Below are 11,275 nucleotides of genomic sequence, written 5' to 3'. Positions count from 1 at the left end.
AGCCGTCAGCGTCGTCTTGCCATGGTCAACGTGACCGATCGTGCCCACGTTCACGTGCGGCTTCGTGCGGGTGAATTTACCTTTTGCCATTTTTCAATCCTTGAAAGAGCAGTCCCGTGTATTGGTTTTATGTCTGCATTCGATTGCTGGATCGCCTCGCACGGGAACAAGACGGCACCGGATCGCAGACAAGAAGGGCCGCGCACTGCGCGGCCCTGCATTCCTGAAACGCTTACTTCGCGCGGGCAGCCACGATGGCTTCGGCGACGTTACGCGGAGCTTCGGCGTAGTGCTTGAACTCCATCGTGTACGTGGCACGGCCTTGCGACATCGAGCGCAGCGTGGTCGAGTAGCCGAACATTTCCGACAGCGGCACTTCGGCCTTGATGGCCTTGCCGCCACCGACCATGTCGTCCATGCCCTGCACCATGCCACGGCGGGACGACAGGTCGCCCATCACGTTGCCGGCGTAGTCTTCGGGCGTTTCGACTTCCACGGCCATCATCGGCTCGAGAATCACGGGGTTGGCCTTGCGGGCACCTTCCTTGAAACCGAAGATCGCGGCCATCTTGAACGCCATTTCGTTCGAGTCCACGTCGTGGTACGAGCCGAAGTGCAGCGTGACCTTGACGTCGACGACGGGGTAGCCCGCCAGCACGCCTTGCGTCAGCGCTTCCACGACGCCCTTTTCCACCGCGGGGATGTATTCGCGAGGAACCACACCGCCCTTGATGGCGTCGACGAACTCGAAGCCCTTGCCGGCTTCCTGGGGTTCGATCTTCAGCACGACGTGGCCGTACTGGCCCTTGCCGCCCGACTGGCGAACGAACTTGCCTTCGGCTTCTTCGACGGTCTTGCGGATCGTTTCGCGGTAAGCCACCTGCGGCTTGCCCACGTTGGCTTCCACGCCGAATTCGCGCTTCATGCGGTCCACGATGATTTCGAGGTGGAGCTCGCCCATGCCGGCGATGATGGTCTGGCCCGACTCTTCGTCCGTGCGAACGCGGAACGAGGGGTCTTCCTGAGCCAGGCGCTGCAGCGCGATGCCCATCTTTTCCTGGTCGGCCTTGGTCTTCGGCTCGACGGCCTGCGAGATCACCGATTCCGGGAACACCATGCGCTCGAGCGTCACGACTGCTTCGGGATCGCACAGCGTTTCGCCGGTGGTCACTTCCTTCAGGCCCACGCAGGCGGCGATGTCGCCGGCGCGGATTTCGCTGACTTCCTCGCGGTTGTTCGCGTGCATCTGCACGATACGGCCGATGCGTTCCTTCTTGCCGCGCACCGGGTTGTAGACGCTGTCGCCCTTGCTGAGCACGCCCGAATAGACGCGCACGAAGGTCAGCTGGCCCACGAACGGGTCGGTCATCAGCTTGAATGCCAGGGCCGAGAACTTCTCGTTGTCGTCCGCCTTGCGAACCACGGGCGCTTCGTCTTCGTCGAGGCCGTTGACCGGCGGAATGTCGGTCGGAGCCGGCATGTATTCGACGACGGCGTCGAGCATGGCCTGCACGCCCTTGTTCTTGAAGGCCGAGCCGCACAGCATCGGCTGGATTTCGCCGGCGATGGTGCGCTGGCGGATGGCCTTCTTGATTTCCTCTTCCGACAGCTCGCCGCCTTCGAGGTACTTGTTCATCAGCTCTTCGCTGGCTTCGGCAGCCGCTTCGACGAGCTTTTCGCGGTATTCGTTGCAGACGTCGACCAGGTTGGCCGGGATGTCGCCGTACTGGAAGGTGACGCCCTTGTCTTCGTCCCAGATGATCGCCTTCATCTTCACGAGGTCGACGATGCCCTGGAAGTGCTCTTCGGCACCGATCGGGATCTGGATCACGACGGGGTTGGCCTTCAGGCGGTCGACCATCATCTGGCGCACGCGCAGGAAGTCGGCGCCGGTGCGGTCCATCTTGTTGACGAACGCGAGACGCGGAACCTTGTACTTGTTGGCCTGGCGCCAGACGGTTTCCGACTGCGGCTGCACGCCGCCGACGGCGTCGTACACCATCACGGCGCCGTCCAGCACGCGCATCGAGCGCTCGACTTCAATGGTGAAGTCCACGTGGCCGGGGGTGTCGATGATGTTGATGCGGTGTTCTTCGAACTTGCCAGCCATGCCCTTCCAGAAGCAGGTGGTGGCAGCCGAGGTGATCGTGATGCCGCGCTCTTGCTCTTGCTCCATCCAGTCCATCGTGGCGGCACCGTCGTGCACTTCACCGATCTTGTGGTTCACACCGGTGTAGAACAGGATACGTTCCGTCGTCGTGGTCTTGCCAGCGTCGATGTGCGCGGAGATGCCGATGTTGCGGTAGCGCTCGATGGGGGTCTTGCGGGACATGATTTACTTTCGGGTTGAAATGCGTTGAGCGCTGGGCCCCGAGCACGGGCACAACGCCCGACACTCGACACCCAACGCCCAAGCGAAGTTTGATTCTTAGAAGCGGAAGTGGCTGAACGCCCGGTTGGCTTCTGCCATGCGGTGCACTTCGTCGCGCTTCTTCATCGCGCCGCCACGGCCTTCCGTGGCTTCCATCAGTTCGTTGGCCAGACGCAGGGCCATCGACTTCTCGCCGCGCTTGCGGGCGGCTTCCTTGATCCAGCGCATCGACAGGGCGAGGCGGCGGACGGGGCGGACTTCGACCGGCACTTGATAGTTCGCACCGCCAACGCGGCGCGACTTCACTTCGACCATCGGCTTCACGTTGTTGATGGCAACGGTGAACGCTTCGAGGGGGTCCTTGTCCGGGTTCTTCTTCTCGATGAAGTCGAGCGCGCCATAAATGATGCGCTCGGCAACAGCCTTCTTGCCGCCTTCCATGATCACGTTCATGAACTTCGACAGCTCGACATTGCCGTACTTGGGATCCGGCAGGATTTCACGTTTGGGGACTTCGCGACGACGTGGCATTTTCTTAACCTCTTTGCTTCAGTTGGCACCGTTTCCGGCACCGCGAGAGTCGACTCGGACCCTCACTTACTCGACCCAACTTCGGGTCACTACGCTCGACATGCCCGCCAAGGCACTCGAACACCGATGAAACAACTACCGAAAGAAGAACCCGATCAGGCCTTCTTGGGGCGCTTCGCGCCGTACTTGGAACGCGACTGCTTGCGGTCTTTCACGCCTTGCAGGTCGAGCGAACCGCGCACGATGTGGTAACGCACACCGGGCAAGTCCTTGACACGACCGCCGCGAACCAGCACGACGCTGTGTTCCTGCAGGTTGTGGCCTTCGCCGCCGATGTAGGAAATGACTTCGAAGCCGTTGGTCAGGCGGACCTTGGCAACCTTACGAAGTGCCGAGTTCGGCTTCTTGGGGGTCGTGGTGTAGACCCGGGTGCAGACACCGCGACGTTGCGGCGAGTTCTGCATGGCAGGGCTCTTGGACTTGATCTTTTCGACCGTCCGGCCCTGACGCACCAGTTGATTGATGGTTGGCATGAATGAATTAGTCCCAAAACGAGAAATACCCCGGTGGTGCCTTGCGGCGCCCTGGTCTGGTCGTGACCCAGGAATCCAGGAACCGGGAGATGACGCAAACGTGAATCCCTTCGGAATTTTCCGAAAAGCCCACGAGTATAGCAGCGGGCTTGTGAAACGGCAAAGTCAGGCGGCTTGGGAGGCCTTCCGGCCTCTGCCGCCGGCCTGAAAACGCCGGATTGCGCAGTCCTTCAGGCGTCGCGGCCGATCCCTGTCACTTGATCCAGAGCCGCACCGCATCCCAGGCGCGGCCCAACATGCCGGCCTGTTCGACCGGCTCCAGCGCCACCAGCGGCACCTCGGCCACCGGCTGGTCGTCGAGCGTGACCTTGAGCGTGCCCACGGGCTGGTACTTGGTGAACGGCGCCACCAGCGGGTCGGGGCGCGCGATCTGGGTCTTGAGCTTGCTGGCCATGCCTGCGGGCACGGCGACCACGATCGGCTCGGGACGGCCGAGCTTGAGCACGTTCTGCTTGCCCTTCCAGACCGCCGGCGTGGCCGCGGGCTGGCCGCCGTCGAACAGGCGCACGGCGTCGTAGGCGGTGTAGCCCCAGTTCAGCAGCTTCTGCGATTCGTTGGCGCGCACGGTTTCGCCCGAGGTGCCGAGCACGATCGACAGCAGGCGGCGGCCGCCGGTCAGGTTCGGGAAGTCGCGCTTGGCGGTGGCGATCATGCAGTAGCCGGCGGCTTCGGTATGGCCGGTCTTCAGGCCATCGACGGTCGGGTCGCGGAACAGCAGCAGGTTGCGGTTGGTGTCGTTGGTCGAGGGCGTGCCCGGGTAGCGGTACTTCTTGATCGCGTAGTACTTGGCTTCCTCTGGGAAGTCGCGCACCAGCCGGGTCGCCAGGATGCTGAGGTCGCGCGCGGTGGTGGTGTGGCCGGGCGCGGTCAGGCCCTCGGGGTTCTTGTAGGTGGTGTTCTTCATGCCCAGCACCTTGGCCTGGGCGTTCATCAGCTCGACGAAATGCTCGACCGTGCCGCCCACGCCCTCGGCCAGCGCCACGGTGGCGTCGTTGCCCGACTGGACGATCAGGCCCTTGATCAGGTCTTCGACCGGCACCTGCATCTTGGGGTCGATGAACATGCGCGAGCCCGGCATCTTCCAGGCGCGCGGGCTGACCGGCAGCGTCTGTGTCAGGGTGATCTTCTTGGCGCGCAGCGCGTCGAACACGATGTAGGCCGACATCAGCTTGGTCAGCGACGCGGGTTCGACCGGGCTGTCGATGTCCTTCTGCGCGAGGATCTGATTGGCCGTCACGTCGAGCAGCAGGTAACTGCGCGCGGCGATCTCGGGCGGCGCCGGCACCTGGGCGGCGGCGATCAGGCAGACGGAAGCGGCGGCGGCGAGCAACAGCGCGCGGGCACCGTGGAAGAAACGATTCATGGGAGCAATGGGAAAGAAACGAAGACGTGCCTGCAAGCCAGGCTTTCAGGCGGCCGGGTTGTCTGCGCGCAGATGGCGCACGACCAGGCTCTTGAGCAGCGGCAATTGTCCGTGAAAGAAATGGCCGCCCCCGGGGACGACTGTGACAGGAAGTGACTGCGGCCGCGCCCAGTCCATGACGGCCGACAGCGCCACCGTGTCGTCGGCCTCGCCGTGGACCACCAGCGTGCGCTCGTGGGCCTCGGGCGGCAGCACGGCCACCGTGTTGCGCGCGGCTGCCGTGCCGACCAGCACGATCTGCCGAACGTCGCGCGCGGCCCAGAGCTTCTCGACCGCGCCGCTCGCGACGAAGGCACCGAACGAGAAGCCGGCGATCGCCAGCGGGCCCTCGGGCGCGAGCTGGCCGACCACATGGAGCATGTCCTCGAGCTCGCCACGGCCCTCGTCGTGCACGCCCTGGCTCGCGCCGACGCCGCGGAAGTTGAAGCGCACCGCGGTCCAGCCGCAGGCGATGAAGGCACGCGCGAGGGTCTGCACCACCTTGTTGTCCATGGTGCCGCCGAACAGCGGATGGGGATGCGCGATGACGGCGATGCCGCGCGCGGCCTCGGCCGGCTGGTCGCGCTGCACCTCGATGACGCCGGCGGCGCCCTGGAGGCTGATCTTTTCGGTCTGGGAATTCATGAGGCTCGGAATGGAACGGGCCGACAGGCCGACGGTGGAGGGGTTGCCTGCGGCGAGCACGGTACGAGCGCAGGCCCCGGCTGAAAGTTCAGCGCCCGACGTCGGGCGGCAGCAGCAGGCGCTCGACGATCTCGCCCTTCTTCAGGTGCGAGTCGACGATCTCGTCGATGTCGTCGGCATCGACGAAGGTGTACCAGACCGCCTCGGGATAGACCACGGCGACCGGTCCGCCCGCGCAGCGGTCGAGGCAGCCGGCCTTGTTGACGCGCACCTTGCCGGGCCCCGAGAGCCCCTCTTCTTTGACCCTGGCCTTGCAGCGGTCGAAGCCCTGCTGGGCGTTGTGCATGGCACAGGAATCCTCGCCGTTCTTGCGTTCGTTGAGGCAGAAGAAGATGTGGCGGCCGTAGTAGCCCGAAGGCACGGCGTGGCTGGCGGGGGTGGACATCGGCGGATTCTAGGACCGCCGCCCATGCACCCGGCCCTTCAGGCGGCCGGCGGCCGGCTGCGCCGCGACAGCAGGAAGATCACGTAGGCCAGCACCCCGAACGGCCAGAGCCAGCCCAGCCACTGGGCCAGCCCGTGGAAGCGGATGAAGCGCCCCTGCTCCCAGGTCGCCAGCGTCTGCGCGAAATAGGCGCTCTCGGGCGCCTGGTTCAGCAGGCTCAGCTGCAGCACCAGCGCCACCAGCAGCAGCGCGCCGCACAGCCGGCGCGGCGCGAACAGCAGCAGCACGCCCGCGAACAGCGCCGCCGCCATGCCGACCTGCGCCGGCAGCTCGAGCCAGGCCCAGGCATGGTCGGGGCCGTAGCTCAGCGCCGCCGACAGCGCCGAGGCCGCCACGCCCGTCAGCAGGATCAACGGCAGCAGCACCGCGCGCTGCACCACGGTGCGCGCCACGAGATAGCCCAGCAGGCAGGGCACCAGCGCGCCCAGCATCACGCACAGCAGCTCGACCGCCGGCACCAGCGGCTCGAGCTCGAACTGGCGCACCGGCAGCCAGTCGATGAACGGGGTGTCGAGCAGCCATTCGGAGATCGCCGCCTCGAGCCGCTCGAACACCTGGCCCAGCCCGAAGGTCACGGCCGCGGGGAACAGCAGCGCGAACGGCCACAGCGCCAGCAGCACCAGCGCACCGCGGGCCTCGTCGACGAACCATTGCGCCCGGACCCGCCCCCAGTGGGCGACCGCGCCGAAGCGCTCGAGCGCCACCGCCAGCACCGCGCCCAGCAGCGCGCCGGCGCTGTTCAGGCCCAGGTCGACGTTCGAGGGAATGCGCGCCGGCAGGTAGCTCTGCAGCGTCTCCATCGCGAAGGACACGGCCACGCCGGCCAGCGTGGCGCGCAGCACGGCGCGGCCGATGCTCGAGGTGCTGCGGGTGCGCAGCACCGACAGCGCGCAGAGGAACCCGAAGGGCACGTAGCCCGCGACGTTGATCGCGAAGTCGAAGCCGGTCCAGTACTTGGGCCAGGGCGCCGACAGGTAGGCCCAGGGCGCGATGCCCTGGTCGCGCCAGTCGGAAAAGGGATAGAGACTGGCATAGACGATCAGCGCCGCATAGGCCAGCGCAAGGGGCAGCGCGGCGGACTTGTGCTGCGTCGCCACCGCCGTCAGAAGGGCTTGACCACGACCAGGATCACGATCGCCAGCAGCAGCAGCACCGGCAGCTCGTTGAACCAGCGGTACCAGCCGTGGTTGCGCCGGTTCTCGCCGGCGGCGAAGCGGCGCAGCAGCACCGCGCAGCCGTGGTGGTAGCCGATCGCCACCAGCACCAGCGCCAGCTTGGCGTGCATCCAGCCGTTGCCCGGGCCGCGCCCGATGCCGTAGCCCAGCCACAGCCAGAGGCCGAAGCCCAGCGCCGGCACGGCCAGGAAGGTGGTGAAGCGCAGCAGCTTGCGCGCCATCAGCAGCAGGCGCTCGCGCTCGGCGAGCGACTCGGGCGGCACCATCGCGAGGTTGACGAAGATCCGGGGGAGGTAGAACAGGCCGGCGAACCAGCTGGCGATGAAGACGATGTGGAAGGACTTGACCCAGAGCATGGCGGTCAGTTTAGTGGCCGGCCCCCGCTGGCCGCACCCGGTTTCATCGGTCCCCACGAAAGCGACGGACAAAAAAAAGCCCGACGTCTTCACGTCGGGCTGGGAAGCCCTTTTGCTGTCACACATCAAGGCACCCGCTCAGGGAGGAAAAGCGGGGGACGGCAAGCCGTCCGGGGCAGAATTTAACAAAGACGAAACAAGGTTTCAAGCGACCGGTGCGCTTTAATTAACAATCTAGGGTAAAAATTTATTACTTTGGTACTACTAATTTCCGTAGTTGTCGGACAACTGCCCCCATCCATGGCAAAAGTTCGGGAACTTTAGTTCGGGCACAATTTTCCGCATGAGCTCCACCCTTTCCTCCTTCGCCGCCTTCCCCGCCGGGCGCCCGCGCCGCCTTCGCCGCGACGCCTTCACGCGCAACCTGGTGCGGGAAAACGCCCTGACCCCGCACGACCTGATCTATCCGGTGTTCGTGCAGGAAGGCAGCGGCCGGCGCGATGCGGTGGCCTCGATGCCGGGCGTGGAGCGCCTGAGCCTCGACCTGCTGCTGCCCGTGGCCGAGCAGTGCGTGGCGGCCGGCATCCCGGTGATGGCGCTGTTCCCGGTGATCGATGCGAGCCTCAAGACCCCGGCCGGCGACGAGGCCTTCAACCCCGACGGCCTGATCCCGCGCGTGGTGGCGGCCCTCAAGTCGCGCTTTCCCGAACTGGGCGTGATGACCGACGTCGCGCTCGACCCCTACACCAGCCACGGCCAGGACGGCCTGCTCGACGACAGCGGCTACATCCTCAACGACCCCACGGTCGAGGTGCTGGTGAAGCAGGCGCTCATACAGTCGCAAGCCGGCGTCGACATCGTGGCGCCCAGCGACATGATGGACGGGCGCATCGGCGCGATCCGCCAGGCGCTCGAGGCGCGCGGCGACGTGCACACGCGGATCATGGCCTACAGCGCCAAGTACGCGAGCGCCTTCTACGGCCCGTTCCGCGACGCGGTCGGCTCGGCCGCCAACCTCGGCAAGAGCAACAAGAAGGTCTACCAGATGGACCCGGGCAACAGCGACGAGGCGCTGCGCGAGGTGGCGATCGACATCGCCGAGGGCGCCGACATGGTGATGGTGAAGCCCGGCATGCCCTACCTGGACATCGTGCGCCGCGTGAAGGACGAGTTCCGCGTGCCGACCTTCGCCTACCAGGTCAGCGGCGAGTACGCGATGCTCAAGGCCGCGGCCCAGAACGGCTGGCTCGACCACGACGCCGTGGTGCTCGAGAGCCTGCTCGCCTTCAAGCGCGCGGGCGCCGACGGCATCCTCACCTACTTCGCGCTCGACGCCGCCCGCCTGCTACAAACTAAGTAGCACAATGGGTCCGCCCGGCCTTCGGTCCGGGCCATCTTGAGCAAGCACGGGGGCGCGCGATGCGAATCTTCGAAATCAACACCTCGCAGGTCAGCGAGCATGCCGCGCTGGCGCCGCTGGCCCTGCCCGGCTCCTGCAGCGCCGCCAGCTACCTCTGGATCTCGCTCACGCGCGACGAATTCCGCGCCTCGCTGCCCGAGGTGCAGCAGATCCTGCAGACGCTGTGCCAGACCCAACTGGTCGACCTGCACGTGGCCGACCTGCTGAACGACCAGCTGCCCTCGCACAGCGACTACACCTCGCAGTACGACGTGCTGGTGTTCCGCCGGCTCGCGAGCGGCGGCAATGGCCAGCCGGCGCCCGCCACGCCACCGGCGGCCACGCCCGCGGCCCCCGCCCCGCGCCCGCGCGGCGGCCCGCCCGTGCTGCGCCGCATCGACACCCGCCCGGTCGGCTTCGCCGTGTTCGACCGCGTGCTGCTGTCGGTGCATCCCGAGGACGGCGCGGTGCGCGACGTCTTCGCCGCGCGCCTGCTGGCCGCCGCCGCGCCCGGCGACCGCGGCACGCCGGCGCTCGACGTGCGCGCGGTCACGAACCGCGTGCCCACCAGCCCGGCCGATCTGATGCTGCGCGTCATCAACCAGATCGTCGACGGCTACCTCGACCTGCGGCGCGAGCTCACGAAGCAGCTCGACCACTGGCAGGCCGAGCTCATCGACCCGCGCAGCCGCTTCACCAACTGGGGCGCGCTGATGGAATCGCGCCAGTCGCTGCACCACCTCGACGAGATCTGCGAGGACCAGCGCGCCGCCATGCAGGACTGGCTCGACAACCTCGAGACCCTGCCGCCGCCGAAGGACGCGGCCGAGGGGCGCGAGCGCGAACTGGTGATGATCCGCAGCCGCGACGTGCTCGAGCACATCGAGCGCGTGGTGCACCACGTGCGCCGGCTCGAGCAGAACGCCGAGACCGCGGTGCAGATGCATTTCAGCGTGCAGGGCCACCGGGCCAACGACATCATGCGGGTGCTGACCGTGCTCACCGCCGTGTTCCTGCCGCTGAACCTGATCGCCGGCATCTTCGGCATGAACTTCGAGTTCATCCCGCTGGTGCACAAGGCCGACGGCTTCTGGATCGCCATGGGCTCGATGCTCGCGATCGCGGTGCTGCTGGTGCTGATCTTCTGGCGCAAGCGTTATCTCGCGCGCACGCGCTGAACGAGCGCGCATGAAAAAAAGCCGCGTGGAGCAATGCTCCACGCGGCTTTTTTCGTCCGGGTGCGAACGGCCCGAAGGCCGCCCGGTGCCGTGCGACAGCTTACTTGGCGGTGGCGCCGGAGCCTTGCTGGGCCTGGACGCGTGCGTCGAGCGGGTGTTGCATGGTCGAGATGACCTTGCTGTTCACGCGCGAACCCGAGGTCACGTTCTGGTCGGGAGCGGAAGCGGTGCGGATCGCTTCGGCTTCGACCAGGGCGCGGTCCTTCGACACGGCGACCGTTTCCGGGCCGCGCGAGCCGCGGGTCACGTTCTGGTTCGGTGCGGCGGCGGCGCGCACGGCTTCGGTGTTGACTTCGTCGCGGCTCTTGCTCGAGACGGCCTGGGTCACGCCTTCATAGGTTTCGGCTTGGGCGCCAACGGCGGCAAACAGGGTCAGTGCGGCGGCGGCGATGATGTGCGAGGTCTTCATTTCGGTTGTCCTTGATACGGTACGTCGGAGGGTTTAGCCACCAGGCGCGCACGGATCGGCTCGCCTGTGCGGCGAGTTTCAAGGCGAAACCCCTCGGGAAAACACCCGGTTCAGAGACACGGTGTTTCCGGTATTGAAACAATGTCAGGTCGACCGTTCAGTCATTAACCTGCGTGCGCAGCGGGCCATTCCGGCCCCGGCGAACACCGAAGCATTCAGCCGTCCGGGGCTCAGCGCGCGGTGCGCGGCGTGCCCGGCACGGCCTTGATCTGCGGCGGGATCTCGCTGTTGACGAAGGCGCGGCGGTCGAGGTTCAGGCTCGGGTCGTGCGAGGTCGCCACCGCCTCGGCGCGCACCGCCGCGCGGTCGCGCCCGCCGGTGCGCGGCGCGGCGAGCGGCGGCTCGGCCTCCACGTCGCCATACACATTGCCGGCGCGCGCGGCCGCGGCGGCTTCGGCGGCCAGCGCGGCGCGGTCGGCGCCGGGACCCATCGGCCGCACGGGATCGAAGGCCTGGGCCAGCGCCGCGCCGGCCGGCAGCCACAGGGCCGCCAGCGCCAGCGTCCACGGCGCGAGCACCGCATGTAGTCGAAAAGTGCGTGTCATCGAATGCATCCTCTGCCTGCTTGCGAGTCGCGCTGCGTCACGAAAG

13 protein-coding genes are annotated in these 11,275 nt (G+C 66.6%); 2 read left to right on the top strand and 11 right to left on the bottom strand.

Annotated features, from left to right (window positions below):
• The 9 genes from BM109_RS38780 to BM109_RS38740 form a co-directional block, all read right to left on the bottom strand.
• A partial coding sequence (locus BM109_RS38780) for a GTP-binding protein (protein WP_038111923.1) occupies window positions 1–90 on the bottom strand: 90 nt, incomplete at its 3' end.
• Between the two features lie 142 nt (window positions 91–232).
• Window positions 233–2,332, bottom strand: coding sequence for an elongation factor G (gene fusA / locus BM109_RS38775; RefSeq protein ID WP_093355336.1), 2,100 nt, complete (start codon window positions 2,330–2,332; stop codon window positions 233–235).
• A gap of 96 nt (window positions 2,333–2,428) precedes the next feature.
• Window positions 2,429–2,902, bottom strand: a complete 474-nt coding sequence (gene rpsG, locus BM109_RS38770; RefSeq protein ID WP_007829591.1) for a 30S ribosomal protein S7 — start codon at window positions 2,900–2,902, stop codon at window positions 2,429–2,431.
• 155 nt (window positions 2,903–3,057) lie between these two features.
• Window positions 3,058–3,435, bottom strand: a complete 378-nt coding sequence (rpsL, locus tag BM109_RS38765; RefSeq protein WP_057597516.1) for a 30S ribosomal protein S12 — start codon at window positions 3,433–3,435, stop codon at window positions 3,058–3,060.
• Window positions 3,436–3,688: 253 nt separating this feature from the next.
• Window positions 3,689–4,858: a D-alanyl-D-alanine carboxypeptidase family protein gene (locus BM109_RS38760; protein WP_093355333.1), complete on the bottom strand. Its 1,170-nt coding sequence runs from the start codon at window positions 4,856–4,858 to the stop codon at window positions 3,689–3,691.
• A gap of 45 nt (window positions 4,859–4,903) precedes the next feature.
• Window positions 4,904–5,542 carry an alpha/beta hydrolase gene (locus BM109_RS38755; protein ID WP_093355331.1) on the bottom strand — a complete coding sequence of 213 codons (639 nt, stop codon included), beginning with the start codon at window positions 5,540–5,542 and terminating at the stop codon, window positions 4,904–4,906.
• A gap of 88 nt (window positions 5,543–5,630) precedes the next feature.
• A complete protein-coding gene (locus BM109_RS38750) occupies window positions 5,631–5,987 on the bottom strand; it encodes a (2Fe-2S) ferredoxin domain-containing protein (RefSeq protein WP_093355329.1) in 357 nt (118 codons plus the stop codon).
• Window positions 5,988–6,025: 38 nt separating this feature from the next.
• The gene (locus BM109_RS38745) at window positions 6,026–7,144 is read right to left on the bottom strand and encodes a VanZ family protein (protein ID WP_093355326.1); all 1,119 of its coding nucleotides are present in this window, start codon (window positions 7,142–7,144) and stop codon (window positions 6,026–6,028) included.
• Between the two features lie 5 nt (window positions 7,145–7,149).
• Complete coding sequence (locus tag BM109_RS38740) at window positions 7,150–7,578, bottom strand: CopD family protein (RefSeq protein ID WP_093355324.1); 429 nt, start codon at window positions 7,576–7,578, stop codon at window positions 7,150–7,152.
• 343 nt (window positions 7,579–7,921) lie between these two features.
• Between BM109_RS38740 and hemB the strand changes: the two genes are divergently transcribed.
• Window positions 7,922–8,938 (top strand): porphobilinogen synthase, encoded by a 1,017-nt coding sequence (gene hemB, locus BM109_RS38735; protein WP_093355322.1) that lies wholly within the window; start codon window positions 7,922–7,924, stop codon window positions 8,936–8,938.
• A gap of 59 nt (window positions 8,939–8,997) precedes the next feature.
• Window positions 8,998–10,155, top strand: coding sequence for a magnesium transporter CorA family protein (locus tag BM109_RS38730; protein ID WP_093355320.1), 1,158 nt, complete (start codon window positions 8,998–9,000; stop codon window positions 10,153–10,155).
• Window positions 10,156–10,255: 100 nt separating this feature from the next.
• Here the strand turns inward: BM109_RS38730 and BM109_RS38725 are convergent, their stop codons facing one another.
• Both BM109_RS38725 and BM109_RS38720 read right to left on the bottom strand, forming a co-directional pair.
• The gene (locus tag BM109_RS38725; RefSeq protein WP_093355317.1) at window positions 10,256–10,624 is read right to left on the bottom strand and encodes a DUF4148 domain-containing protein; all 369 of its coding nucleotides are present in this window, start codon (window positions 10,622–10,624) and stop codon (window positions 10,256–10,258) included.
• Window positions 10,625–10,854: 230 nt separating this feature from the next.
• Window positions 10,855–11,229: a hypothetical protein gene (locus tag BM109_RS38720; protein WP_093355351.1), complete on the bottom strand. Its 375-nt coding sequence runs from the start codon at window positions 11,227–11,229 to the stop codon at window positions 10,855–10,857.
• Between the last annotated feature and the right edge of the window lie 46 nt (window positions 11,230–11,275).

It is taken from the genome of Variovorax sp. PDC80 (assembly GCF_900115375.1).
GTDB lineage: Bacteria > Pseudomonadota > Gammaproteobacteria > Burkholderiales > Burkholderiaceae_C > Variovorax.
Note: the sequence above shows the minus strand (reverse complement) of the source record. Positions and strands in the feature narration are given on the sequence as shown.

What these genes read in the sequence shown, in the direction of transcription:
- hemB (WP_093355322.1), top strand. Translation starts at nt 7,922, where the DNA reads ATGAGCTCCACCCTTTCCTCCTTCGCCGCCTTCCCCGCCGGGCGCCCG.
- rpsG (WP_007829591.1), bottom strand. Translation starts at nt 2,902, where the DNA reads ATGCCACGTCGTCGCGAAGTCCCCAAACGTGAAATCCTGCCGGATCCC.
- rpsL (WP_057597516.1), bottom strand. Translation starts at nt 3,435, where the DNA reads ATGCCAACCATCAATCAACTGGTGCGTCAGGGCCGGACGGTCGAAAAG.
- BM109_RS38730 (WP_093355320.1), top strand. Translation starts at nt 8,998, where the DNA reads ATGCGAATCTTCGAAATCAACACCTCGCAGGTCAGCGAGCATGCCGCG.
- BM109_RS38750 (WP_093355329.1), bottom strand. Translation starts at nt 5,987, where the DNA reads ATGTCCACCCCCGCCAGCCACGCCGTGCCTTCGGGCTACTACGGCCGC.
- fusA (WP_093355336.1), bottom strand. Translation starts at nt 2,332, where the DNA reads ATGTCCCGCAAGACCCCCATCGAGCGCTACCGCAACATCGGCATCTCC.
- BM109_RS38760 (WP_093355333.1), bottom strand. Translation starts at nt 4,858, where the DNA reads ATGAATCGTTTCTTCCACGGTGCCCGCGCGCTGTTGCTCGCCGCCGCC.
- BM109_RS38725 (WP_093355317.1), bottom strand. Translation starts at nt 10,624, where the DNA reads ATGAAGACCTCGCACATCATCGCCGCCGCCGCACTGACCCTGTTTGCC.
- BM109_RS38720 (WP_093355351.1), bottom strand. Translation starts at nt 11,229, where the DNA reads ATGACACGCACTTTTCGACTACATGCGGTGCTCGCGCCGTGGACGCTG.
- BM109_RS38740 (WP_093355324.1), bottom strand. Translation starts at nt 7,578, where the DNA reads ATGCTCTGGGTCAAGTCCTTCCACATCGTCTTCATCGCCAGCTGGTTC.
- BM109_RS38755 (WP_093355331.1), bottom strand. Translation starts at nt 5,542, where the DNA reads ATGAATTCCCAGACCGAAAAGATCAGCCTCCAGGGCGCCGCCGGCGTC.